Raw genomic sequence first — 24,894 nt, 5'->3', positions numbered from 1 at the left:
ACACGCCGGAAGCGTTGACGTGCCCCTGCCGGAAACTTATCTTCTGGTCGAACCTCCGCACAGCGTACGAGATTTCGAACATCTTGGGCCGTCAAAGGGGACTCACCGTGTTACGCACCCGCCACTGGTTCGCCCTGGGAGCAGCGCTGTTGGCGGTGCTCGCCTCCTTCCTCACCCAGCCCGCCGCCGCGGCCGTCGGCCGGCCGTACACGAACCCGGTCAAGTCCCAGAAGGGCGCGGATCCCTGGCTGGAGTACTACAACGGCAGCTACTACCTGGTGACGACGTCCTTCACCAACGAGCTGACGATGCGCAAGTCGCCGACGCTGGCCGGGCTCGCCACCGCCCCCAGTGTGCGGATCTGGTCCGACACCACCTCCGGCCGCAACGCCAACTTCTGGGCGCCGGAGATCCACTTCATCGACGGCAAGTGGTACCTGTACTACTCGGGAGCGCAGAGCGGCGCCGCCTGCTGCGACACCCAGCGCACCCATGTCCTGGAGAGCGCGGGCTCCGACCCGATGGGCCCGTACACCTACAAGAACACCCTCACCGGCTCCAACCTCGACCCCGGCGGCTGGCTGATCGACGCCAGTGTTCTCCGGTACGGCGGCAAGCTGTACCTGGTGGGCAGCGGCTCGGTCGGCGGCAGCAAGCAGAGCCTGGTCATCGCGCCGATGAGCAATCCGTACACGCTGAGCAGTTCGGCCTTCACCGTCATCTCCAGCCCCACACTGAGCTGGGAGACCTCCGGCGCCCCCGTCAACGAGGGGCCCGAGCCCCTGTACCACGGCGGCCGGACCTTCCTCACGTACTCCGCCAGCTACTGCCAGACCGCCGACTACAAACTGGGCCGGCTCGAACTGACCGGCACCGATCCGCTCAACCCCGCCTCCTGGACCAAGAAGCAGACCCCGGTCTTCCAGCGCAACGACGCCGCCGGTGTCTACGGCCCCGGCCACAACGGGTTCTTCACCTCGCCCGACGGCACCGAGAACTGGATCGTCTACCACGCCAACAGCTCCGCGAGCGGCGGCTGCGGCAACGGGCGTACGACCCGGGCGCAGAAGTTCACCTGGAACGCCGACGGCACGCCCGAGTTCGGCACACCGGTCGCCACCGGCACGACGCTGGCGGGCCCCTCCGGGGAGACGGCCACGACCCCGGCGGCGTACACCGTGGTGAACCGCAACAGCGGCAAGTGCCTCGACGTGGAGGGCTCGAACACCGCGGACGGCACGAATGTCTTCCAGTGGACCTGCACCGGCGGCGCCAACCAGAAGTGGCGTGTCGAGGACCAGGGCGACGACACCAGCCGCCTGGTGAACGCCGCCACCGGCAAGGTACTGGACACCGCCGACTGCTCCGCCGCCGACGGCGCCGATCTGCGCCAGTGGAGCTGGCTCAACAACAACTGTCAGCGGTTCAGGCTCATTTACACCGGAAGCGACTTCGTGCGGATCGTCAACGCGAACAGCGGCAAGGTCGCCGACGTGGCCGGCTGCGGTACCGGCGACGGCGTCGACGTGCGCCAGTGGACCTGGCTGAACAACACCTGCCAGCAGTGGCAGCTCAAGCCCACCGTCTGACACCGGGAGAGCAACGACCATGCGACGTCTCATCGCCCGCCTGCTGACCGCGGTCCTCGCCACGCTGGCCCTCCTGGCCACCGGCACACCCGCCCACGCGGCGGCCCCGGCCTCCCCCGCGGTGACCTTCACCAACCCGGTGGCCGAACAGCGGGCCGACCCCCACATCTTCAAACACACCGACGGTTACTACTACTTCACCGCGACGGTCCCCACGTACGACAAGATCGTGCTGCGCCGGGCCACCACACTGCAAGGGCTCGCCACCGCTCCGGAGACCACCGTCTGGACCAAGCACGCGAGCGGCGTGATGGGCGCGCACATCTGGGCACCGGAGATCCACTTCATCGACGGCAAGTGGTACGTCTACTTCGCGGCCGGGTCGACCAGCGACGTGTGGGCGATCCGGATGTACGTCCTGGAGAGCTCCGCCGCGAACCCGCTGACCGGCAGCTGGACGGAGAAGGGGCAGATCGCCACCCCGGTCTCCTCCTTCTCCCTCGACGCGACCACCTTCGTCGTGGGCGGGGTCCGCTATCTCGCCTGGGCACAGCGCAATCCGGCCGAGGACAACAACACCAGCCTGTTCATCGCCAGGCTGGCCAACCCCTGGACCATCAGCGGGACTCCGGTGGAGATCTCGCAGCCCACGCTGTCCTGGGAGACCGTCGGGTACAAGGTCAACGAGGGTCCCGCGGTGATCCAGCACGGCGGCAAGGTGTTCCTGACCTACTCGGCCAGTGCCACCGACGCCAACTACTGCCTGGGCATGCTGAGCGCGTCCTCCTCCGCCGATCTGCTCAACGCCGGTTCCTGGACGAAGGGTTCGCAGCCGGTGTTCCGGAGCAGTGCCGCGACCTCGCAGTACGGGCCCGGCCACAACTCGTTCACCGTCTCCGAGGACGGCAGGTCGGACGTCCTCGTGTACCACGACCGCAACTACAAGGACATCAGCGGCGATCCGCTCAACGACCCCAACCGCCGCACCCGGCTGCAGAAGATCTACTGGAACGCCGACGGCACCCCCGCCTTCGGCATCCCGGTCGCGGACGGCGTCTCACCGGTCCGCCTCTCCTCCTACAACTTCCCCGACCGGTACGTCCGTCACTGGGAGTTCCGCGCGAGGATCGAGGCGAACGTCGCCGTTCTCGCCGACTCGCAGTTCCGCGTCGTGACCGGCCTCGCGGGCACCGGCACCGTCTCGCTCGAGTCGGCGAACTACCCCGGCTACTACCTCCGTCACAAGAACTTCGAGCTGTGGGTCGAGAAGGACGACGGCACCGCCGCCTTCAGGAGCGACGCCGCCTTCTACCGGCGCTCCGGCCTCGCCGACACCGCCTCCGGCCTCTCCTTCGAGTCGTACAACTACCCGGGCCGGTACGTCCGTCACTACGACTACCTGCTCTATGTGCAACCCGCCGACACGACGGCGGCGAAGGCGGACGCGACGTTCTACACCGAGTAGACCGGACTTCAGGGGCAGCCGCCGGGCCGTCGTGGCGGTGCGCGGCTTCGCGCCGCCCGTCGCCCGGCATCGAGGTCGCGCGCGGGAGCCGGTCCCCGACGAACGATCAGCTCCAGCGCACGGGCAGTGTCCGGTAGCCGTGTCCGATGAACGACTCGGCGAGGCGCGCCGGCCCCCGCGACACGTCCGCGCTCAGGGTGGGGAAGCGCTCGAAGAGAGCCGGGAGGGCGATCGACGCCTCCAGCCGGGCCAGCGGAGCGCCGACGCAGTAGTGGACGCCGTGGCCGAACGCGAGGTGCTCCTTGTCGACGCGGGTGATGTCGAAGCGGGACGCGCTGTCGCCGTGGCGCAGCGGGTCACGGCCGGCTGCCGCGTAGGTCGCCAGGATCGCGTCACCGCGCGGGATCAGGGTGCCGTCGGGGAGCTTGATGTCCTCGATGGCATAGCGGAGCGGAAGGTTGGCGATCGAGGGGGCCCAGCGCAGGGTCTCCTCGATGACCTCGGTCCAGGGGATCTCACCGGACAGCACACGCGCGAGCTGGTCGGGGTGGGCGAGCAGGGCGTGGACCGCGTTGCCGATGAGGTTCACGGTCGTCTCGTGGCCCGCGCCGATGACGAGCAGGAGCGTGTCGATCAACTCCGCCTCGGTGAGCTGGGATCCCTCCTCGTCACGGGCCGCGATGAGCGCGGTCGTCATGTCGTCGCCCGGCCGCTCCCGCTTCGACTCGACGAGCTGGGCCAGCAGTTCGTGGACCTCCCGATAGGTGGCCATGGCCTGCTCGGGGCCGATGGTGGTGTCCATGTTCGCCTCGATGAGACGCGCGATGTCGGCGCGCCCGTCCTCCGGCAGGCCGAACAGTTCGCAGATCACCCGCATCGGGAGCGGGTGCGCGTAGGCGGACCGGAGGTCGGTCCGCTCGTCGGGGGCCTCGGCCATCCGGTCGAGGAGTTCGGCCGCGATCTCCTCGATTCGGGGCCCCAGCGCGTCGGTGCGCCGCTTCGTGAACGCGGGGGAGACGAGCTTGCGCAGCCTGCGGTGGTCGGCGCCGTAGGCGGTGAACATGTTGGTGACGCCGACCCAGAGACCGACCCAGCTCTCGCGGTACGCGCCGTCGATCCAGGCGGGCCAGTGCCGATTGGGGTCCTTGGACACCCGGTCGTCGGCGAGGAGCTGCCTGAGCGTCTCGTACCGGGTCGGGAACCAGGCCGGTATGCCGCTCGGGAGTTCGACGAGAGCGGCGGCGGGGGCGCCTCCCGGGTCCCTCGGGGTGCGGTGGAAGCCGCGTAACCGCTCGGCCTCCCCGTGGATGTCGGCACCGGCGGGGTCGATGACGAAGGGCTGCTCAAGCACGTGGGCTCCTGTCGCGGGTGGGTCACCAGTCGAGGTGCGGCGTCTCGCGCAATCGGTCCATCACGGTCCGCCGCATCGTAACCTGACCGCCTCCGAGGGCAGGGAACAGGGGGCGCACGCGACAACACCCGCACAGAGATGGAGAGTTGTTGCTCGTTCGACGGCAGGCCGGGGCCCGGGGCGGGGACGCCCGGCCCGGGTGCCAGGACCGTCGACACCCGCCGGTGTTCCGACGCGGGCGCCGTCCGTCCGAAGCCGACCGGGCGGTTCATCCGGTTGCGGAAGAGTTCACCTTCCGCTCGACGGCCTTCGGGCGCCTACGATCCTGCCGTGGTCCTCTTCGTCCTGGAACGCGCGTCCCGGCACTCCGTCGCCGAGAGCTGGCGGCGCCTGACCGACTGGCCCCGGCACGCGGACGTCGTCCCGCTGACCCGGGTCACCGTGCGCACGCCACCGCCGACCCGGGAGGGCACGGTCTTCGTCGCCCGGTCGGGGCTCGGGGCCCTCGCGTTCGATGACCCGATGGAGGTCGTCGCGTGGCGGCCGCCGGGCGACGGGAGCCCGGGAACATGCCGGCTGGTCAAGCGCGGCACGTTCGTCACGGGCTGGGCCGAGTTCGAGGTGCACCCGGCGGAGGGCGGCGGTTCACGGGCGGTCTGGCGGGAGGACCTGAGCGTGCGCGGACTGCCCGGGTTCGCCGACCGTCCGCTGAGGTGGTCGGCGCGGTGGATGTTCGGGCGGGCGATGGACGGGTTGCTCGGGCGGGGCGAGGACACCGGGCGGGAGCGACGGGCCCAGCAGGGGTGAACCGCCGGGCAGGGGTACTCCCGCCCCCGCCCGCCTCCGTCAATCCCCCGGCAGAATCGGCGGATTGGCGAACCGGACGAGTTCCCGTGCCTGTTCCGGGAACCATTCACCCGCGGCGGGGTCCACCGTGCCGCGCTCCGGGTCCTCGGGGCCCGGCGTTCCGCGCAGGCAGAGCCCGTCCGACTCGCCGGGTGTCTTGATCCACAGCCGGGCGTCCTGGAGCGGGTCGCCGGTGCGCAGAGTGGGGCGGGCGCCGAGACCGCGGTTCGGCGGGTTGCACCAGTCCTGCGGGTCGGTGTACGTGCCGGCGGGCGGGGTCCAGGGGCCCTGACCGTTGCGGCTGGAGTCGGTGACGAAGTGCTTCATGCGGGCCGGCGGCGTGTGCACCCGCGCGTCCAGCCAGGACTGCGCGTCCGCCCGCGGCCACCACTGGTTCGGGCACTCGGCGACGTCACCACCGCCGTCGGCGTAGGCCAGGCACGACGAGATCAGCTTGCCGTACCAGGAGTTGGCGTCGTCGGTGTTGTAGTTCGAGGCGTTGGTGTAGAAGCCGGAGGCCCGTGCCACTCCGCCCTTGATCAGGCGCGGCACGATGGAGCTGACGGTGTGCCAGCCCGGGTGCCCGGTGTCGAGATAGACCCGCGTCCCGGAGAGCGGCTCCAGCTTGTCGACCGCGTAGTTGACCTCGGCGTACCGCGCGGCGGTCTTCGTGCCCTGCGCGTCGTCCTGGCCACAGTCGGAAGGCAGCAGGGCGAGGGCGTCGGGTTCGAGGGTGACGATCGTGTCGCCGCGCCCGATCCCCCGCGCCACCGCGTCGATCCACGCCTTGTACTCCGCGGTGTCGGCGGCGCCGCCCGCCGAATAGTTGGAGCAGTCCCGGCCGGGGATGTTGTAGAGCGCCAGCACGGCGATCGCGTCGTGGTGGCCGGCGTCGCGCACCACCCCGCGGACCAGCCGCTCCACCTGGGCCGGTGTCTGGTCGCCGAACCACACGGCCTGCGGGGTGTTCACCATCGTCAGAAGACCGGCGGCGTCGCGGTACTGGCCGGCCCGGGCGAGGTCGACGGCCTGCCGGTACGCCGCCGGGTTGGGCTCCGGGACGTACAGCGACGGTCCGCGGTCCGTGGACTCGGCGGCGTGCGCCAGGGGTGCGGTGAAGAGGGCGGCCAGCACGACGGACAGAGCGGCCGGCCATGTCGAGGTACGTCGTCTCATACGGGTTCACTCCTGGTTCGCCACGGTCACGAGGGACTTGCGGGAGCGCTCCCACAGGAGATTCGCCGAGCGGCATGCCTGCGTCAATACAGGGCGCACAAGAAAGGCCCACCGCGGTCCGCGGCGAGCCTCGCCCCGGCCCTCGAACCTCCGAGCCGTCACGCCCCCGAGCGCTCAAGCCGTCAAAGCCCTCCGACCTCAGCCCTCGACCCTCGACCCTCAAGCGGCCGTCGCTCCGTCGCGGGCCCTCAAGCGACCGTCCCTCTGTCGCGGGCTCTCACGCCACCGACCCGATCCGTCGCGCCGGAACCGAGGACGCGTCGTGGTGGATCGGTGTGTGGGCTCCCGTGAGGGAAACCCCGCTCCCCCCGCGCCGGTTGGCCACGATCTCCGCGGCGATCGACAGGGCCGTCTCCTCGGGTGTGCGTGCTCCGAGGTCCAGGCCGATCGGGGACCTGAGGCGGGCCAGCTCGATCTCGGTCACGCCGACTTCGCGCAACCGTTCATTGCGGTCCAGGTGAGTACGCCGCGAGCCCATGGCGCCGACGTAGGCCACGGGGAGCCGCAGCGCGAGCCGGAGCAGCGGCACGTCGAACTTGGCGTCGTGGGTGAGGACGCACAGGACCGTGCGCGCGTCGACCTCCGTGCGCTCCAGGTAGCGGTGGGGCCAGTCCACGACGATCTCGTCCGCGTCGGGGAAGCGGGCCGCCGTCGCGAAGACCGGACGGGCGTCGCACACCGTGACCCGGTAGCCGAGGAACCTGCCCATGCGGACCAGGGCCGAGGCGAAGTCGATGGCGCCGAAGACGATCATGCGCGGGGGCGGGACCGACGACTCCACCAGGATCGTGAGCGGCGCTCCGCAACGAGAGCCCTGCTCTCCGATCTCCAGTGTGCCGGTGCGGCCGGCGTCCAGTTGGGCCGCCGCCTCGCCCACCACCGTACGGTCGAGTTCGGGGTGGGCGCCGAAGCCGCCCTCGTACGAGCCGTCGGCACGCACCACGAGGGCGTGGCCCATGAGTTCGGCGGGGCCGCTCACGACGCGGGCGAGCGCCGCGGCCTCCCCGCCCGCGGAGGCGGCCAGGGCGGTCGCGAGCACGGTCCGGCGCGCGGTGTCCCGCGCGCGGACCGGAGTGATCAGGATGTCGATGACGCCGCCGCAGGTCAGGCCGACCGCGAAGGCGTCGTCGTCGCTGTAGCCGAAGCGTTCGAGGACGGTCCCGCCGTCCTCCAGCGCCTGCACGCACAGTTCGTAGACCGCTCCCTCCACGCAACCGCCGGAGACCGAGCCGATCGCCGTGCCGTCGGAGTCGACGGCGAGGGCGGCGCCGGGCTGGCGGGGCGCGCTGCCGCCGACCGCCACCACGGTGGCCACGGCGAAGTCGCGGCCCTGCCCGACCCACCGGTGGAGCTCTTCGGCGATGTCCAGCATCTCTCGGTCTCCTTGACTGCGGTTGCGTGGAAGGAGGGCGGGCGTCAGTGGACGCCCATCCAGCTCTCGATCGGGTTGAGCGCGAAGTAGACGAAGAAGATCACCGTCAGGCCCCACATGAAGGCCCCGATCTCCCTGGCCTTGCCCTGGGCGATCCTGATGGCGACATAACTGATCACGCCGGCCGCCACGCCCGCGGTGATCGAGTAGGTGAACGGCATGATCACGACGGTCAGGAAGACCGGGACGGCGGTGGCCCGGTCGGCCCAGTCGACGTGGCGGGCGTTCGTCATCATCATCGCGCCGATGACCACCAGCGCCGCCGCCGCGACCTCGCCGGGGACGATGGCCGTGAGCGGGGTGAAGAAGAGGCAGGCCGCGAAGAACAGGCCCGTGACGACGGAGGAGAGTCCGGTGCGGGCACCCTCGCCGACACCGGTCGCCGACTCGACGAAGACCGTCTGGCCGGAGGCGCCGGCGACACCGCCGACCGCTCCGCCCGCGCCGTCGATGAACAGCGCCTTCGACAGGCCCGGCATCCGGCCCTGGGCGTCGGCCAGCTTGGCCTCGGTGCCGACGCCGATGATGGTGGCCATCGCGTCGAAGAACCCGGCGAGCACGAGCGTGAAGACGATCATGCCGACCGTCATGGCGCCGACCTGGCCCCAGCCGCCGAACTCGACCTTGCCGAAGAGCGAGAAGTCCGGCATCGAGACGGCGCTGCCGTGCAGTTCGGGAGCGCCACTGGCCCATTGCTTCGGATCGATGGCGCCGGCGGCGTTGAGGACGACGGAGACGACCGTTCCGGAGACGATGCCGATGAGGATCGCACCAGGGATGCCGCGCGCCTGGAGCATGAAGATCAGAAGCAGGGTGACGGCGAAGAGCAGGACCGGCCAGCCGGCGAGTTCACCGGCTGGACCGAGGGTGACCGGGGTCGCCTTGCCCTGGTGCACGAAGCCGGCCTTGACCAGGCCGATGAGCGCGATGAACAGGCCGATGCCCATGGTGATGGCGTGCTTGAGCGCCAGCGGGATCGCGTTCATGATCATCTCGCGCAGCCCGGTGACGACCAGGAGCATGATGACCGCGCCGTACATCACGCACATGCCCATGGCCTGCGGCCAGGTCATCTGCGGGGCGACCTGCGAGGAGAGCACGCCGGACACCGAGAGTCCGGCGGCGAGGGCGAGCGGCACCTTGCCGACGAAGCCCATGAGGAGTGTGGTGAAGGCCGCCGCGAACGCGGTCGCGGTGATCAGGGCCTTCTGGCCGAGCATGTCCCCCGCCGCGTCCTTGCCGGACAGGATGAGGGGGTTGAGCAGCAGGATGTACGCCATCGCCATGAAGGTGGTGACGCCGCCGCGCACCTCACGCGCGATCGAGCTTCCCCGCTGGGATATGTGAAAGTACCGGTCGAGCCAAGACCGTCCGGCCGGAACGCGGCTGCCCGCGCCCGCGTCCGCCGCGGCGGTCTTCGGCTCCAGTGACTGCTGGGTCATGTGGGCCTGCTCCCAAGGTTCAAAGGGACACCCGCTGCAGTCGTCCTGACGACTGGTGAACCGCGAACGCGGTTGCGGGATTTGGGAAGGTGCTTCGGCCGCACGACCCGGGGGACGGCCCGAGACGAACGAGAAGAACTCTGGTGCGGTACGTGCCTGTTGCTTGCTGCTCCCTGCTGGGTCCCCGGCATCCGCGAGCGGTGCGGTGGCCGGGTGTTCCGGGCGGCGCGTGACGTGTGACGTTCCCGGCGCCGCCCGGAGAGATGTGTCCGGTGCCTACGCGGTTCCCGTGAGGTGTTCGGGGCGTACCGGCGTCCGGTTGAGCTCCAGACCCGTCGCGTTCCGGATCGCCGCGAGGACGGCCGGGGTGGACGACAGGGTCGGGGCCTCGCCGACGCCACGGAGCCCGTACGGGGCGTGGTCGTCGGCGAGTTCGAGCACATCGACGGGGATGGTCGGTGTGTCGAGGATGGTGGGGATCAGGTAGTCCGTGAAGGAGGGGTTGCGCACCTTCGCGGTCTTCGGGTCGACGATGATCTCCTCCATGACCGCGACGCCCAGGCCCTGGGTGGTACCACCCTGGATCTGGCCGATGACGGACAGCGGGTTGAGCGCCTTGCCGACGTCCTGGGCGCAGGCCAGTTCGATGACCTTGACCAGGCCGAGTTCGGTGTCCACCTCGACGACGGCGCGGTGCGCGGCGAAGGAGTACTGGACGTGGCCGTCGCCCTGGCCGGTACGCAGGTCGAAGGCCTCGGTCGGACGGTGCCGCCATTCGGCCTCGATCTCGACGGCCTCTCCTTCGAGCACATCGGCGAGATCGGCGAGGACCTCGCCTCCGTCGGTGACGACCTTGCCGCCCTCCAGGAGGAGCTCGGCGGTGGCCCAAGCGGGGTGGTACGTACCGAACTTGCGGCGGCCGATCTCCAGGACCTTCTCGCGGACCAGCTCGCAGGAGTTCTTGACGGCGCCACCGGTGACGTACGTCTGACGCGAGGCGGACGTCGAACCGGCGCTGCCCACCCGGGTGTCGGCCGGCTGGATGGTCACCTGAGCGACGCCCAGTTCGGTACGGGCGATCTGCGCGTGGACGGTGACGCCGCCCTGGCCGACCTCCGCCATCGCGGTGTGCACGGTCGCCACCGGCTCGCCGCCGACGACCTCCATGCGGACCTTTGCGGTCGAGTAGTCGTCGAAGCCCTCGGAGAAGCCGACGTTCTTGATGCCGACGGCGTAGCCGATGCCACGGACGACGCCCTCGCCGTGCGTGGTGTTGGAGAGGCCGCCGGGCAGCTGCCGTACGTCCGCCGCCTCGCCGGCGGCGAGCCACTGCTGCTCGGGCGGCAGCGGCATCGCCTTGACACGGCGCAGGAGTTCGGCGACCGGGGCCGGCGAGTCGACGCGCTGCCCGGTGGGCAGCAGCGAGCCCTGCTCCATCGCGTTGAGCTGACGGAACGCGACCCGGTCCATGCCCACCCGGTCGGCGAGCCTGTCCATCTGGGCCTCGTACGCGAAGCACGCCTGGACCGCGCCGAAGCCGCGCATGGCGCCGCAGGGCGGGTTGTTGGTGTAGAGCGCGATCGCCTCGATGTCGACGTCCTCGACGACGTACGGGCCGACGCTGAGCGAGGAGGCGTTGCCGACGACCGCCGGGGAGGCCGACGCGTAGGCGCCGCCGTCCAGCACGATCCGCGCCCTCATGTGCGTGAGCTTGCCGTCCTTGGTCGCCCCGTGCTCGTAGTAGAGCTTGGCGGGGTGGCGGTGGACGTGTCCGAAGAAGGACTCGAAGCGGTTGTAGACGATCTTGACGGGCTTGCCGGTGCGGAGGGCCAGCAGGCAGGCGTGGATCTGCATCGACAGGTCCTCACGGCCGCCGAAGGCACCGCCGACTCCGGAGAGCGTCATCCGGACCTTGTCCTCGGGCAGGCCGAGCACCGGGGCGATCTGGCGCAGATCGGAGTGCAGCCACTGGGTGGCGATGTAGAGCTCGACGCCGCCGTCCTCGCAGGGCACGGCGAGGCCGGACTCGGGGCCGAGGAAGGCCTGGTCCTGCATGCCGAAGGTGTACTCGCCCTTGACGACGAAGTCGGCCTTCTTCGCGGCCTCTTCGACGTCGCCGCGGACGATCGGCTGGCGGTGCACGATGTTCGGGTGCGGGACGTGGCCGATGTGGTGGTCGTCACGGCCCTCGTGGACGAGGATCGCGTCGGGCGCGGTCGCCGACGCCTCGTCCGTGATGACCGGCAGCTCCCTGTACTCCACCTTGATCTTGGCGGCGGCGCGGCGCGCGGTCTCCGGGTGGTCGGCGGCGACGATGGCGACGGGCTCGCCGTGGTGGCGCACCTTGCCGTGCGCGAGGACCGGGGTGTCCTGGATCTCCAGGCCGTAGTTCTTCACGTCCGTGGGCAGGTCGTCGTAGGTCATGACGGCGTAGACGCCGGGCTGCGCCAGGGCTTCGGAGGTGTCGATGGACACGATCTCGGCGTGGGCGACCGTGGAGCGCAGGATCTGGCCCCACAGCATGTCCTCGTGCCACATGTCGGACGAGTAGGCGAACTCGCCGGTGACCTTGAGGGTGCCGTCCGGGCGGAGCGTGGACTCGCCGATGCCGCCCTTGGTCTTCGAGCCCTGGGTGATGTTCGTGGGCGTACCAGTCGTACCCATGGTCAGACCGCCTCAGACTGCCGTGCGGCCGCCAGACGGACCGCGTCCATGATCTTCTCGTAACCGGTGCAGCGGCACAGGTTGCCCGAGAGCGCCTCGCGGATGTCCGCGTCGGTCGGGTTCGGGGTGCGCTCCAGCATCTCGTCCGCGGCGACCAACAGGCCGGGCGTGCAGAAGCCGCACTGGACGGCGCCCGCGTCGATGAACGCCTGCTGGATCGGCGAGAGTTCGGTGCCCTCGCCGGTCTGCGAGTCGTGACCCTTGGCCGCCCAGCCCTTGGCCTCGTCGAGCGAAGTCCCCTGCTTCTCCGGGGTCCCGCAGGCACCGCCGGCACAACCTCCGTGCTCCGCGCGCTGCTTGGCGAAGTCGGCGAGCCCCTCGACGGTGACGACCTCGCGGCCCTCGACCTGCCCCGCGGCGACCAGACACGAACACACGGGCACGCCGTCCAGGCGGACGGTGCAGGAGCCGCACTCGCCCTGCTCACAGGCGTTCTTGGAACCGGGCAGGCCGAGACGCTCGCGCAGGACGTACAGGAGGCTCTCGCCCTCCCAGACGTCGTCGGCCTCCTGCTCGCGGCCGTTGACCATGAAATTGACACGCATTACGCGACTCCCTCCGTGCGGGCGGCGGTGCCGCGGTAGGACTCCCAGGTCCAGGTCAGCGTGCGGCGGGCCATGATGCCGACCGCGTGGCGGCGGTAGCTCGCCGTGCCCCGGACGTCGTCGATCGGGTTGCAGGCGCCGGAGCAAAGGTCCGCGAACTGCTTGGCGACCGACGGGGTGATGATCTTCCCGTTGTCCCAGAAGCCGCCCTCGTCGAGCGCCGCGTTCAGGAACTCCTCGGCGGCCTTGGCGCGGACCGGGGTCGGCGCGGCCGAGCCGATGCCCGTGCGGACCGTACGGGTCTCGGGGTGCAGGGCCAGACCGAAGGCGCACACCGCGATGACCATCGCGTTGCGGGTGCCGACCTTCGAGTACTGCTGCGGTCCGTCGGCCTTCCTGATGTGGACGGCGCGGATCAGCTCGTCCGGCGCGAGCGCGTTGCGCTTCACCCCGGTGTAGAAGGCGTCGATCGGGATCAGCCGGGTACCGCGGACGGACTCGGCCTCGACCTCGGCTCCGGCCGCGAGGAGGGCGGGGTGGGCGTCGCCCGCCGGGGAGGCGGTGCCTAGGTTGCCGCCGACGCCGCCTCGGTTGCGGATCTGCGGGGAGGCCACCGTGTGGGAGGCGAGGGCCAGCCCGGGGAGCTCACCGCGCAGGTTCTCCATGATCCGGGTGTACGGGACGGAGGCGCCCAGACGCACGCTCTCCTCGCCGACCTCCCACTCGCTCAGCTCGCCGATGCGGTTCAGATCGAGAAGGTACTCGGGCCGGCGGTGGTCGAAATTGATCTCGACCATCACATCGGTGCCACCCGCAATCGGCACAGCGGTGGGGTGCTCAGCCTTGGCGGCGAGCGCCTCCTCCCAGCTGGCGGGGCGAAGGAAGTCCATGAGTGGCTCTCTTCATTCGTATCGTGGTTCGCTCTGATCAAGCCAGATCGTGTGCGGGCGGCCCGGCTCGTTCATCAGGTGTTTACGCGGAGTGGGGCCAGTACACAGCGGTGTCCCGCACCAGGGTCAGTCACCGAAACCATGAAGGAGTTGGCTGGCCAGCGCGCGCATCTTGTAGATTCGTATGAACCGAGGTCATCAGCAACCTCTTCGTTTTCCTTTGGAAACAACAAGCACAGCCCTTTGGAAACAACAAGCACAGCCCCGGGAACGGCGAGCACAGCTCTCGAATGCCGAGGACACAGGCCCAAGGGGCCGGGACCACCGATTCTCGGAACCCACGGACCGGCTCCTCGGATCCCGGGGACCCGCCCGCGGGGCCTCACCACAGATCCATCGTAGATTTCGAGACAAAGAACGGCGGCGACGAGAATGCGGCTGCGCGCACTGCTGGACACCGACGCGCTGGGCCTGCGGCTGCTCGGCGGCGAGGACGAGCTCGACCGCACCGTACGCGGTGTGATGACCACCGACCTCAAGGACCCCAGCCGCTACCTCTCGGGCGGCGAGCTGGTGCTCACCGGCCTCGCCTGGCGGCACGACGCCGACGACTCGGAGCCCTTCGTCCGCATCCTCGCGGGAACCGGGGTCGCGGCCCTGGCCGCCGGTGAGGCGGAGCTCGGCGACATCCCCGACGACCTGATCATGGCCTGCGCCCGGCACCGGCTGCCCCTGTTCGCCGTGAACGAGTCGGTGGCCTTCGCCACGATCACCGAGCACGTCGTACGCCAGGTGTCGGGCGAGCGCGCCGGGGATCTGGCCGCCGTGGTCGACCGGCACCGGCGGATGATGACCTCGGGCCCGGCGGGCGGCGGCCCCGAGGTGGTCCTCGATCTGCTCGGTACCGACCTCGACCTTCGCGCCTGGGTCCTCTCCCCCGCCGGACGGCCCATCGCGGGCTCCAAGGTCACGGGCGCCGCGCTGCCCGCCGACACCTGCGCCAAGCTGGCCGCCGAGCACCTGGCGGCGGTCCGCACCGGGCGCCGGGGACCGCACCGGGTGGCGGTGGGCCCGGCGACCTACTCGCTCTTCCCGATCCGCTCGTCGGGGCGCGCCGCAGGCGCCTCCCGGGACGTGCGCGAGACGGTGCTCTCCGACTGGCTGCTCGCCGTCGAGGCGGACGCCGGGGACTGGCCCGAGGAGCGGCTCGATCTGCTCCAGGGCGTCACCCAGCTGATCGCGGTGGAGCGGGACCGGCGGGACGCGGCGCGCACGGTGCGGCGACGGCTCGCGCAGGAGGTGCTGGAGCTGGTCCAGGCGGGCGCGGCGCCCGCCGAGATAGCCGCCCGGCTGCGGGTCGCGGCACCGGTGCTGCTGCCCGGCCTGGGCGCGGCACCGCACTGGCAGGTCGTGGTGGCGCGCGTCGAGTGGGACGGCGGCGGGATCGAGGGCGGCCCGGTCGCCCAGGCGCTGCTCGAGGAGATCCTCGTGGACCCCCTGTCTCCGGGGCCGGAGCACTCCGACCGGATCGCCGTCGCGCACACGGGGGACGAGGCGGTCGCGCTCGTCCCCCTTCCGGCGGTCCCGGCCGATGACGACGCCCCCGAGCCGGGCCTGCTCGCCGACTCGCTTCTGGCGGCCGTACGGGACCCGCTGTCGGCCGGCCTCAACGACGACGGGCGGCTCACGCTCGGCGTCAGTGCCGCCGTGCACTCGGCCGAGGGGCTGCGTGGCGCCCTGGAGGAGGCCCGGCACGCCCGCCGGGTCGCCGCGGCACGCCCAGGGCGGGTCTGCGCGGCCGGACACCAGGAGCTGGCCTCGCACGTCCTGCTGCTGCCCTTCGTCCCGGACGACGTGCGCCGGGCCTTCACCGCCCGCCTCCTCGACCCGCTGCGCGAGTACGACCTCCGCCACCGCGCGGAGCTGATCCCGACCCTGGAGGCCTTCCTGGACTGCGACGGCTCCTGGACGCGCTGCGCGGCCCGTCTGCACCTCCATGTCAACACGCTGCGCTACCGCGTCGGCCGTATCGAGCAGTTGACGAGTCGTGATCTTTCACGCCTGGAGGACAAGTTGGACTTCTTCCTGGCACTGCGGATGAGCTGACCCCAGCGGCCCCACGTGAAGCGATCACAACCGACGACTTTGTGAAATCCTTCACCCACCCTCTTGGCCGGGCCCGGTGATCCGTGCTGAGATGCCACCACTCAACAGCTCAATGGTGTGCTCGGGGAGGGCAACGTGGCGCATACCGCCATGTCTGGTACCGGAACGACTGCAGGGGACGATCCACTCCAGACCGCGGTATGGCGGCTGCGCTCGCGCGCCTGCTGGGCCGACGCGGCGGCGCTGCTCCAGCCGCGCACGGCGGCGCCCGCGCTGCAGAGAGCGTCCCTGCTCGTCGAGCGCTGCCTCTACACCGAGCAGGGCTGGGCGGAGGCGGAGGACGCGCTGCGCACCGCGGAGGCCCTCGCGCAGAGCGATGACGAACGGGGCGCGGCGGCCTGTGAGCGGGGTCAACTCGCCTACGCCTCCACGCTGCTGAACGTGCGCGACCGGGCCGACGAGGCACGTGCGGCGCTCGGCCGGTCCGCGGCACTGCTCGCACCGGGCGCGCCCGGGCGGGCCCTGCTGGACTTCCGCCGGGGGCTGCTCGCCGAGAATCTCGCCCACTCACCGCAGTCCGCCCGCGCCGCGTACCGGCGGGCGCATGCCGGCGCGACCGCCCAGAACGATCCGCTGCTGCTCTCCTGCACCTGGCGGCACCTCGCCGGACTCTCCCTGCGCGAAGGGGAGTTGGCGGAGGCCAGGCACGGATTCGCGGAATCTCTCCGGATCCGGGAAGAGCTGGGCTACCTCGTCGGTACGGCACCGGCGTTGGCGTCCCTGGCCGACGCCGAGGTCGAGCCGGAGGCGTCGCGGCTGCGGGCGGAGGCGGGACGGCTGTTCCGGCTGCTCGGCGGCGTACCCACCTGGCTGGCCGACCAGTTGGCTCCGCCCGCGGCGACGGCCTGATCACGTACGGGCGGACGGACACTCCGCCCGTACGCACGGCTCCGGTATCGACGGGCCCCGGCACACACACGTGCGGGGGGTGCCGGGCCGGCCGGCCGCGGCGGCGCGCTCAGCCCACGACGGGAAGCCCGCGGGCGAACCGGCGGACGGCATCGGTGAAGGCGTCCGGGTCGTCGAAGTTCGCGAGGTGCCGTGCCCGCGGGATCAGTTCGACGCGGGCGTGCGGATGCGCGCGGGCGAAGTCCTCCTCCCCGGCGCGGAAGAGCGTGTCCTTCTCGCCGTTCAGGATGAGGACCGGAGCCCTCACATGGCGCATCGCACCCGCGTCGAAGCGTCCGAGCACGTCGCCCCAGGCCGCGGGCAGGGTGTGGAAGGCGTAGCCGGAACGGATGGTCGCCTCCACCACGTCCGGCGGGTAGAGCCGCCGCAGCAGCCGGTCGTTCCGCCGGGTCAGTCGATCCGCCGGGACACGAGGAACCAGCCCGGCGACCCACCGGTAGGGCAGTGCCCGCAGCCCACGGGTGGAGGCGCTCGCTCCCGCGAGGACCAGCCCGCGCAGTCGTTCCGGACGGCGCCGCGCGAACTCGAGTGAGGCGTATCCGCCGAGCGAGTGCCCGACGACCAGCGCCGGACCGTGGCCGAGCGAGTCCACCGCCGAAGCGATGATCTCCGTCGCGGCGCTCAGGCTCCAGGGCTGTGCCGAGCGCTCGCCGTGCCCGGGCAGGTCGACGGCGGCCACCGGGAACTCGTCCCGGAGTGCGGCGAGTTGGGTGCTCCACTGCCCCGCGCTGAAGCGCGTCCCGTGGACGAGGACGATGGGCACCGCGTCCGCCGCCGTCATCAGCACCCCCGGTTGGCACGGTCCTCGAGCCGACTCCATCGGCGGGGTCCGCCTCGAGATCAAGGGGAGTCTAGAGCCCCTGAACCCGCGTCGGCAGGTTGCGGGTGAGCGTCGCCGCATCGCTGCGGAGCCCTGCCGCACGGGGTTCCGGTTGATCCACCGAGCCTCATGGGCGGGACAGGAGAGCGGGCGGCGGGCGGGTGGTGCGGACCGGCCGCGTCAGGAAGCGCCGGCGAAGTGCTCGCGTACCAGGGACTGGACGACCGCCAGATCCTCGGCGATCAACGCCTCCAGCAGTGCGGTGTGTTCGGCCGCGTCGGCCACCAGGTCGGCACGGCCCCGGGAGACGGGGCCGCCGACCAGCGGCCACTGGGCGCGGCGGTGCAGGTCGTCGGCGATGCGCACCAGCTGCGCGTTGCCCGCGAGGGCCAGGACGGCGCGGTGGAAGGACCGGTCGGACTCCGCGTAGGTCGCGCGGCAGCCCGAGGACGCGGCCCGCACGGTGGCCTCGGCGAGCGGACGCAGCTCGGCCCAGCGGGCGGCGGGCACGGTGCGGGCGAGACGGAGCATCACCGGGACCTCGATCAGGCCCCGGATCTCGGCGAGTTCGGCCAGCTCCCGGGTGCCGCGCTCGATGACGCGGAAGCCCCGGTTGGGGACGACCTCGACGGCTCCTTCGAGCGCGAGCTGCTGCATCGCCTCCCGGACGGGCGTCGCGGACACCCCGAAACGCTCGCCGAGCGCGGGGGCCGAGTACACCTCGCCGGGCGCGAGTTCACCCGCGACGAGCGCGGTGCGCAGCGCGTCGAGGATCTGCCCGCGCACGGAGGCGCGCTGCACGACGGGCCGGGGCGCCTCGGGACGTACGGCGGGGCGGGCGTCCTCGGCACGTGCGGGGCGGACCTTCTCGGCCTGTACGGGATGGGCGTCGTCGCCGCGTGCCGGGCGGGCGTTCTCGCCGTGTGCCGGGCGGGCGTTGTCGGTGCGGACCGCTGAGCGGGTGTCGTCCGTTCGTACGGCGGCGCGGTCGTCCTCGGCGCGAGGGCGCGGGATCGGCACCTCGCTGTGCGTGTGCTCACCTCGGGCCGAGGCCATGGCGGGGCCGCCGCCCGGCCCGGCGTCCGGGCCGGCGCCGTCGCCCGCGGGAACGACCCTCGCCCGGCCCGCGTCAGCGGCTCCCGGCTGAGGCGGAACCCGATGGGCGCCCGTACGGATCTCCGGGCCCCACACCCCGACGGAGGGGTGCGCGCCGCGCGGACCGGCCTGCTCCACAGGGTCCTCCTCCGGCTCGGTGGTACTTCGGTTCCTGGCGTCGGTTGTTACTCGTCCGTCAAGCACGATAGGCGCACTCGGCCCTAGTTCAAACACCCGAAACTGAGGGTAAGGTAAGGCTTACCTGCTAACGATCGTGAAGCGATGGTTCCGCATGCCCGCTCCCGCCCCGACCGCCGACACCGCCACGGCCGCCCCGACCGGCCCCGGCATGCCGTCCGCCGCCGTGTCACCCGTGGCGGAGGCGTACGCGCGGCTGAGTGAGGTCTTCCCGGACCTGAGCGTCGGCGAGCTGGCGGCCGGAGAAGGGGCTCCGCGGGGCGCGGGCTGGGCCTCCGCCGCCGGACTCGCCGAGGGCGGGCCCGAGCTCGACGCGTTCCTCGCCTGGGACGAGGCCCAGGTGATCCGGGACTACGGACAGCGGGCCCGGCCCGATGTCGTGGCCGGCTTCGGACTGCACCGGTACGCCTGGCCGGCCTGTCTGCTGATCACCGTGCCGTGGTTCCTGCTGCGCCGCGTGCCCCGGCTGCCTGTGGAGCACGTCACATATCAGCGCGAGCTCGGCCGGATGTCCGTCCGGGTCACCACGTTCGCCTGCCTGCCGGACGACCCGGCCGCCGGCCTGCCGGGCGCCAGGGTCGTACCGGACGAGGAGGCCCTGCGGGCGGAGGTGCGGGCCGCGGTGGCCGAGCACCTGGAGCCGGTCCTCGGCGGATTCGGACCGCGTATGCGGCGGCGCGGCCGGGCACTGTGGGGCATGGCGACCGACGAGATAGTCGAGGGCCTCTGGTACGTCGCCGGTCTGTTCGGCGAGGAGCCGCGCGCGATGCGCGAGCTGGAGCTGCTGCTGCCCGGCTCGGACCGGCCGTACGTCGGCTCGCCGGCCTTCCGCGAGCTGACCGGTCCGGACGGGGAGCCGCTGCCCACCCGCGACCGGGTGAGCTGCTGCCTCTTCTACACACTGCGCCCCGCCGAGACCTGCGCCACCTGCCCGCGCACCTGCGACGCGGACCGGATCACCAAGTTGACGGCCGTCGAAGCGAGTTGAGCCGCCCCGGGCGAGGGCCGGCCAGGGCCGCCCCGGGATCACACCGGTCGGGCCCCCCCCGAGAGCTCTCGCGGATGACAGGCGATTCACAATTTCCTCACTTGTCGCGGGAACTTTCCGTGGAACCATTCGTATGGGTAGTCTTATTCGTACTCAACTCCCGTCCCTCGCGCGGTAGTTCGAGCAGAAAGTCGCCCTGCGTATCCCCTGGCACTCCCTTGGCGGCCTCTTGCCCCGAAACCCCCTGAGGGCCGACGTGATTGGGCCACTATGGCGGGCGTTACGCCCTATCCCAATGCAAGGGACCCCAGATGAGACTTACCGACATATCGCTGAACTGGCTGCTTCCGGGCGCCGTTCTGCTCCTGGGCCTGCTGGCGGCGGTGGCGGTGCTCGCGCGCGGCAAGCGGTCCGGGGACAGCACGAGCAGCGACGACTCGTGGGAGCGCACCGAGGAGCGCCGCAGGCGTAAGGAGGCCATCTACGGCACGGCCTCCTATGTTCTGTTGTTCTGCTGTGCCGCGGTCGCGGCGGCACTCTCCTTCCACGGCCTGGTCGGCTTCGGCGAGGAGAACCTCGGCCTCTCCGGCGGCTGGGAGTACCTCGTCCCGTTCGGCCTGGACGGCGCGGCCATGTTCTGTTCCGTTCTCGCGGTGCGCGAGGCCAGCCACGGTGACGCGGCACTCGGCTCCCGCATACTCGTGTGGACCTTCGCCGGTGCCGCCGCCTGGTTCAACTGGGTCCACGCGCCCCGGGGCATGGCCCACGCCGGCGCGCCGCAGTTCTTCGCGGGCATGTCCCTGTCGGCCGCGGTGCTGTTCGACCGGGCGCTGAAGCAGACCCGTCGTGCGGCGCTGCGTGAGCAGGGCCTGGTGCCGCGTCCGCTGCCGCAGATCCGTATGGTCCGCTGGCTGCGCGCGCCCCGCGAGACGTACAGCGCGTGGTCGCTGATGCTCCTGGAGAACGTCCGCTCCCTGGACGAGGCCGTGGACGAGGTGCGCGAGGACCGGCGCCAGAAGGAGCAGAACCGACTGCGCCGCCGGAACGAGCAGCGGGTCGAGCGAGCGCACCTCAAGGCGCTCAGCCGTGGTCACCGCGGCTTCGCCGGACGCGGTGGCGCCCGGGAACTGGAGACAGCGACCGTGGAGCGCGCGCCCTCCCCGGCCTCCGCGGAGCCTGCCATATCCACCGCGGAGCAGCTGCCCGTACTCTCGCGGCCCTCCCTCTCGCCCGTCCGCAAGAGCACTGAGCCGATCACCGTCGACCTCACCACGGAGGACGACACCATGGCCCTGCCGCGGCTCGACTCCCTGGAGCGCAAGCTCAAGGACCTCGAGCAGCAGTTCGGCTAGGCGCGGATCCGAGCCGGGCGACAGCCCGGACGGCCCGGCCGGAATCCCCGGCCGGGCCCGGACAGGACAGGACAACGGCGGCGCGGTGTTCCTACACCGCGTCGCCGTTCAGTTCGAACCACACCGCCTTGCCCACGCCGTGGGCCCGTACGCCCCACGCGTCCGCCAGGGACTGGACGAGGACGAGACCTCTGCCGTGCGTACCGTCGTCGGCGTTCGGTACGCACAGTCGGGGCCTGCGTGCCACGAAGTCCCGGACCTCCACGCGCAGTCCGCGCGGTCCGACGGTGGCCGTCAGGACGGCGTCGTCGTCGGTGTGGATCAGAGCGTTGGTGACGAGCTCGCTGGTCAGCAGCTCGGCCGTCGCGGACCCTTCCGGCTTCCCCCACTGCCGTAAGAGCTCCCTCAGCGCCTTGCGCGCCTCGGCCACCGCCCGTAGATCCGCCTTCCTCAGCCGGCGCCGGAGCTGCGCGCCGTCCGGCTGTTCCGTCGCCCCGTCGGACGCTTCCTCCACTGGATCCGTGGAGAAGGCCCCCCTGGTCATGGGACCACCTCCTGGTACCTGCCTCTTCATGACCCCCGCCTGCGTGCCGATGTCGGTCCCTCCTGCTCGAACACGTTCACGGGGATCCATGCCCCATCGGGAACGTGACAGTCATGTCGAATCGTCAACCGCCCCCCGTACGGTCACGGGTGCGCGACGCCCACGCGGGGAAGTGAAGGGTGGGACAGAGCCGTCCGAGCACCGAGGAGCCGCCGTGCACGACGACCGTTCGCTGGTGGAGGCACGCCTGGAGCGCGCGCTGGGGCAGTGCCTGCGCCCGGCGCAGTACGCGAAGCGGGTGCCGCTGGCGCTGTCCGTGTGGCATGTGCCCGGCGAGCCGGTGCCCGTCGACCAGGCGCTCCAGGCCTCCTACGAACCGTTCACGGCCGGCACGGTCTGGGGAAAGCCCTGGTCGACGAGTTGGTTCCGCATCGAGGGCCGGGTGCCCGAGGAGTGGGCGGACCGCCCGGTCGAGGTGGTGATCGACCCCGGGTTCACGGGGGACGGACCGGGTTTCCAGGCGGAGGGGCTGCTGTACGACGCCGCCGGCATCCCCCTCAAGGGCATCCACCCGCGCAACCGCCATCTCACCGTCGGGGCACCGGCGAGGGGAGGCGAGGCCGTGCATCTGCTGCTGGAGGCGGCGGCCAACCCCGCCGTCCTGCACGGCTTCGAGCCCACGCGTCTGGGAGACGTACTGACCGCGGGCGATCAGCCGATCTACCGATTCGCGGCTGCCGACCTCGCCGTACTCGACGAGGACGTGTGGCATCTGGTCCTCGACGTCGAGGTGCTCTCGGAGCTGATGTACGAGCTGGATCCGCAGCGGCCGCGGCGGCACGAGATCCTGCGCGCGCTGGAGAACATGCTCGACGCCCTCGATCTGCACGATGTCTCCGGCACGGCGGCGGCGGCACGGGCCGAGCTGGCGGAGGTCCTGTCGCGGCCCGCGTCGGCGAGCGCGCACCGCGTCTCGGGGACCGGGCACGCGCACATCGACTCGGCGTGGCTGTGGCCGCTGCGCGAGACGGTCCGCAAGGCGTCCCGGACCTTCGCCAACGTCACGGCGCTGGCCGCCGACTACCCGGAACTGGTCTTCGCCTGCTCGCAGGCCCAGCAGTACGCCTGGGTCGAGGAGCACCAGCCGCACATCTGGGAGCGCATCAAGAAAGCTGTGGAGGACGGTAATTGGGCGCCGGTGGGCTCGATGTGGGTGGAGTCCGACGCGAACATGCCGGGCGGTGAGGCGCTGGCCCGGCAGATCGTGCACGGCAAGCGGTTCTTCCGGGAGAAGCTGGGCGTCGAGACCGAGGAGATCTGGCTGCCGGACTCCTTCGGCTACACGGCCGCCTTCCCCCAACTGGCGAAGCTCGCCGGAGTCCGCTGGTTCCTCACCCAGAAGCTCAGCTGGAACCAGTCCAACAAGATGCCCCACCACACCTTCTGGTGGGAGGGCATCGACGGCACCCGGGTCTTCACCCACTTCCCGCCCGTCGACACCTACAACTCCCAGTTCCACGGCCGTGAACTCGCCCACGCGGAGCGCAACTTCGCGGAGAAGGGCCGGGCCACCCGTTCGCTCGTCCCCTTCGGCTGGGGCGACGGCGGGGGCGGCCCGACCCGCGAAATGCTGGAGAGGGCACGGCGGTTGCGGTCCCTGGAGGGCTCACCGCGCGTCGAGGTCGAGAAGCCGTCGGCGTTCTTCACCGCCGCCGAGGAGGAGTACGGGGTCCACGCACCGGTGTGGTCGGGAGAGCTGTATCTGGAGCTGCACCGGGCCACCTACACCACGCAGGCCAAGACCAAACAGGGCAACCGGCGCTCGGAACACGCGCTGCGCGAAGCCGAGTTGTGGTGTGCCACCGCCGCTGTGCGCGATCCGTCGTACACCTACCCCCACGACGCCCTCGACCGGCTCTGGAAGACGGTACTGCTGCACCAGTTCCACGACATCCTGCCCGGCTCCTCGATCGCCTGGGTGCACCGGGAGGCCCGGGAGACGTACGCGGGGGTGCTGACGGAGCTGGCGGAGATCACCGAGGAGGCGGTACGGGCTCTCGGGTCCGGCTCACCGGCGGTGCTGAACGCCTCACCCTACGAGCGGACCGAAGTGGTCGGGGACGGGCTGGTGACGGTGCCGGGGCTGGGCGGCGCCACCGTGCGGGCCGACGGCGGAGCAGAGGTTCGGGCCGACGGCGGAGCAGAGGTTCGGGCCGACGGCGAAGCAGGGGTTCGGGCCGAACAGGCCGACGGCATCATCGTGCTGGAGAACGACCGGCTCCGGGTGCGGATCGACCGCGACGGGCTGCTCACCTCCGTACGGGATCTCGCGCACGGCCGGGAGGTGCTGTGCGGTCCCGGCAATCTGCTCCAGCTCCACCCCGACCATCCCAACGCCTGGGACGCCTGGGACATCGACCGGCACTACCGGCGTACGCACACCGACCTGACGGCCGCGGAGTCGGTGGACCTGGTGGAGAGCGGGCCGCTGCGGGCGACCGTGCGGGTCACCCGGGTCTTCGGCTCCTCCCGGATCACCCAGGAGATCCGGCTGACGGCCGCGAGCCGGAGGCTGGACATCGTGACCGACGTCGACTGGCAGGAGTCGGAGAAGGTCCTCAAGGCCGCCTTCCCGCTCGACGTCCAGGCCGAACGGTCCGCCGCCGAGATCCAGTTCGGACACGTCCACCGTCCCACCCACACCAACACCGGCTGGGACGCGGCCCGTTTCGAGATCTGCGCCCACCGCTGGCTGCGGGTCGCGGAGGAGTCGTACGGCGTCGCGGTGGTCAACGACTCGACGTACGGCCATGACGTGACCCGTACCCCGCACGCCGGCGGCCTCGGCACCACCGTACGGCTGACCCTGCTGCGCGCCCCGCACAGCCCGGACCCGGAGACCGATCTCGGCACGCACCGGTTCACGTACGCGCTGCTACCGGGGGCGGGCGTGGGGGACGCCGTGGCGGAGGGGCTCGCGCTCAATCTGCCGCTGCGCCGGGCCCCGGTGCCGGCGCTCGAACCGCTGGTGAGCGTCGACGACCCGGCCGTCACCGTCGAGTCGGTCAAGCTCGCGGAGGACCGCAGCGGCGATGTGGTGGTGCGGCTGTACGAGTCCCGGGGCGGTCGGGCCCGCGCGAAGGTCGCCGCGAGCTTCCCCGTCGCCCGGGCCGAGGTGACCGATCTGCTGGAACGGCCGCTGTGCGAAGCCCCGTCGGAGATCGAGCTGCGGCCGTTCCAGATCCTCACCCTGCGGCTGCGGCCGGCCCGCTAGGAACGGAGGGCCGGGCCCGCTGTGCGCG

18 protein-coding genes are annotated in these 24,894 nt (G+C 71.4%); 8 read left to right on the top strand and 10 right to left on the bottom strand.

What is annotated here, in order from left to right:
• Positions 1–107: 107 nt before the first annotated feature.
• Positions 108–1,589, top strand: coding sequence for a family 43 glycosylhydrolase (locus OG788_RS34280; protein WP_406374979.1), 1,482 nt, complete (start codon positions 108–110; stop codon positions 1,587–1,589).
• A 19-nt stretch (positions 1,590–1,608) separates the two neighbouring features.
• Positions 1,609–3,054 carry a family 43 glycosylhydrolase gene (locus OG788_RS34275; protein WP_406374978.1) on the top strand — a complete coding sequence of 482 codons (1,446 nt, stop codon included), beginning with the start codon at positions 1,609–1,611 and terminating at the stop codon, positions 3,052–3,054.
• 106 nt (positions 3,055–3,160) lie between these two features.
• Here OG788_RS34275 and OG788_RS34270 read toward each other — a convergent pair whose 3' ends face one another.
• Positions 3,161–4,405: a cytochrome P450 gene (locus tag OG788_RS34270; protein WP_406374977.1), complete on the bottom strand. Its 1,245-nt coding sequence runs from the start codon at positions 4,403–4,405 to the stop codon at positions 3,161–3,163.
• 330 nt (positions 4,406–4,735) lie between these two features.
• Between OG788_RS34270 and OG788_RS34265 the strand changes: the two genes are divergently transcribed.
• On the top strand, positions 4,736–5,212 hold the full coding sequence (locus OG788_RS34265; protein WP_406374976.1) for an SRPBCC family protein: 477 nt from the start codon (positions 4,736–4,738) through the stop codon (positions 5,210–5,212).
• A gap of 39 nt (positions 5,213–5,251) precedes the next feature.
• Here OG788_RS34265 and OG788_RS34260 read toward each other — a convergent pair whose 3' ends face one another.
• From OG788_RS34260 to OG788_RS34235, 6 genes are all read right to left on the bottom strand, one after another.
• Entirely contained in the window at positions 5,252–6,427 is a 1,176-nt protein-coding gene (locus tag OG788_RS34260; RefSeq protein ID WP_406374975.1) for a glycoside hydrolase family 6 protein, read from the bottom strand.
• 277 nt (positions 6,428–6,704) lie between these two features.
• Complete coding sequence (locus OG788_RS34255; protein ID WP_406374974.1) at positions 6,705–7,859, bottom strand: XdhC family protein; 1,155 nt, start codon at positions 7,857–7,859, stop codon at positions 6,705–6,707.
• A 44-nt stretch (positions 7,860–7,903) separates the two neighbouring features.
• Complete coding sequence (locus tag OG788_RS34250) at positions 7,904–9,361, bottom strand: NCS2 family permease (protein WP_406374973.1); 1,458 nt, start codon at positions 9,359–9,361, stop codon at positions 7,904–7,906.
• A 276-nt stretch (positions 9,362–9,637) separates the two neighbouring features.
• A complete protein-coding gene (locus OG788_RS34245) occupies positions 9,638–12,025 on the bottom strand; it encodes a molybdopterin cofactor-binding domain-containing protein (protein ID WP_351536590.1) in 2,388 nt (795 codons plus the stop codon).
• Positions 12,026–12,027: 2 nt separating this feature from the next.
• On the bottom strand, positions 12,028–12,630 hold the full coding sequence (locus OG788_RS34240; RefSeq protein ID WP_406374972.1) for a (2Fe-2S)-binding protein: 603 nt from the start codon (positions 12,628–12,630) through the stop codon (positions 12,028–12,030).
• A complete protein-coding gene (locus OG788_RS34235; RefSeq protein ID WP_406374971.1) occupies positions 12,630–13,520 on the bottom strand; it encodes an FAD binding domain-containing protein in 891 nt (296 codons plus the stop codon). The genes OG788_RS34240 and OG788_RS34235 overlap by 1 nt, the downstream gene beginning before the upstream one ends.
• Before the next feature lie 432 nt (positions 13,521–13,952).
• Between OG788_RS34235 and OG788_RS34230 the strand changes: the two genes are divergently transcribed.
• Both OG788_RS34230 and OG788_RS34225 read left to right on the top strand, forming a co-directional pair.
• Complete coding sequence (locus OG788_RS34230; protein ID WP_406374969.1) at positions 13,953–15,626, top strand: PucR family transcriptional regulator; 1,674 nt, start codon at positions 13,953–13,955, stop codon at positions 15,624–15,626.
• A gap of 135 nt (positions 15,627–15,761) precedes the next feature.
• On the top strand, positions 15,762–16,535 hold the full coding sequence (locus OG788_RS34225) for a hypothetical protein (RefSeq protein ID WP_351536604.1): 774 nt from the start codon (positions 15,762–15,764) through the stop codon (positions 16,533–16,535).
• Between the two features lie 109 nt (positions 16,536–16,644).
• Here the strand turns inward: OG788_RS34225 and OG788_RS34220 are convergent, their stop codons facing one another.
• Positions 16,645–17,376 carry an alpha/beta fold hydrolase gene (locus OG788_RS34220; RefSeq protein WP_406374968.1) on the bottom strand — a complete coding sequence of 244 codons (732 nt, stop codon included), beginning with the start codon at positions 17,374–17,376 and terminating at the stop codon, positions 16,645–16,647.
• Positions 17,377–17,595: 219 nt separating this feature from the next.
• Complete coding sequence (locus OG788_RS34215; RefSeq protein ID WP_406374967.1) at positions 17,596–18,648, bottom strand: GntR family transcriptional regulator; 1,053 nt, start codon at positions 18,646–18,648, stop codon at positions 17,596–17,598.
• 211 nt (positions 18,649–18,859) lie between these two features.
• Here OG788_RS34215 and OG788_RS34210 point away from each other — a divergent pair, with 211 nt between their 5' ends.
• Complete coding sequence (locus OG788_RS34210) at positions 18,860–19,696, top strand: (2Fe-2S)-binding protein (RefSeq protein WP_406376920.1); 837 nt, start codon at positions 18,860–18,862, stop codon at positions 19,694–19,696.
• Positions 19,697–20,007: 311 nt separating this feature from the next.
• Entirely contained in the window at positions 20,008–21,048 is a 1,041-nt protein-coding gene (locus OG788_RS34205; RefSeq protein ID WP_406374966.1) for a DUF2637 domain-containing protein, read from the top strand.
• A 91-nt stretch (positions 21,049–21,139) separates the two neighbouring features.
• Here OG788_RS34205 and OG788_RS34200 read toward each other — a convergent pair whose 3' ends face one another.
• Positions 21,140–21,592 carry an ATP-binding protein gene (locus OG788_RS34200; protein WP_351536614.1) on the bottom strand — a complete coding sequence of 151 codons (453 nt, stop codon included), beginning with the start codon at positions 21,590–21,592 and terminating at the stop codon, positions 21,140–21,142.
• Between the two features lie 214 nt (positions 21,593–21,806).
• On the opposite strand from OG788_RS34200, the gene OG788_RS34195 reads away from it, so the two are divergent.
• Positions 21,807–24,866 carry an alpha-mannosidase gene (locus OG788_RS34195; protein WP_406374965.1) on the top strand — a complete coding sequence of 1,020 codons (3,060 nt, stop codon included), beginning with the start codon at positions 21,807–21,809 and terminating at the stop codon, positions 24,864–24,866.
• The last annotated feature ends 28 nt before the right edge of the window (positions 24,867–24,894 follow it).

This window comes from Streptomyces sp. NBC_00647 (genome assembly GCF_045207245.1).
In the GTDB taxonomy this organism is placed as follows: domain Bacteria; phylum Actinomycetota; class Actinomycetes; order Streptomycetales; family Streptomycetaceae; genus Streptomyces.
Note: the sequence above shows the minus strand (reverse complement) of the source record. Positions and strands in the feature narration are given on the sequence as shown.

Excerpts from the sequence above, each read along its gene's own strand:
- OG788_RS34255 (WP_406374974.1), bottom strand. The coding sequence starts at position 7,859 with ATGCTGGACATCGCCGAAGAGCTCCACCGGTGGGTCGGGCAGGGCCGC.
- OG788_RS34275 (WP_406374978.1), top strand. The coding sequence starts at position 1,609 with ATGCGACGTCTCATCGCCCGCCTGCTGACCGCGGTCCTCGCCACGCTG.
- OG788_RS34230 (WP_406374969.1), top strand. The coding sequence starts at position 13,953 with ATGCGGCTGCGCGCACTGCTGGACACCGACGCGCTGGGCCTGCGGCTG.
- OG788_RS34210 (WP_406376920.1), top strand. The coding sequence starts at position 18,860 with ATGCCGTCCGCCGCCGTGTCACCCGTGGCGGAGGCGTACGCGCGGCTG.
- OG788_RS34200 (WP_351536614.1), bottom strand. The coding sequence starts at position 21,592 with ATGACCAGGGGGGCCTTCTCCACGGATCCAGTGGAGGAAGCGTCCGAC.
- OG788_RS34250 (WP_406374973.1), bottom strand. The coding sequence starts at position 9,361 with ATGACCCAGCAGTCACTGGAGCCGAAGACCGCCGCGGCGGACGCGGGC.
- OG788_RS34205 (WP_406374966.1), top strand. The coding sequence starts at position 20,008 with ATGAGACTTACCGACATATCGCTGAACTGGCTGCTTCCGGGCGCCGTT.
- OG788_RS34220 (WP_406374968.1), bottom strand. The coding sequence starts at position 17,376 with ATGACGGCGGCGGACGCGGTGCCCATCGTCCTCGTCCACGGGACGCGC.
- OG788_RS34260 (WP_406374975.1), bottom strand. The coding sequence starts at position 6,427 with ATGAGACGACGTACCTCGACATGGCCGGCCGCTCTGTCCGTCGTGCTG.
- OG788_RS34245 (WP_351536590.1), bottom strand. The coding sequence starts at position 12,025 with ATGGGTACGACTGGTACGCCCACGAACATCACCCAGGGCTCGAAGACC.
- OG788_RS34235 (WP_406374971.1), bottom strand. The coding sequence starts at position 13,520 with ATGGACTTCCTTCGCCCCGCCAGCTGGGAGGAGGCGCTCGCCGCCAAG.
- OG788_RS34240 (WP_406374972.1), bottom strand. The coding sequence starts at position 12,630 with ATGCGTGTCAATTTCATGGTCAACGGCCGCGAGCAGGAGGCCGACGAC.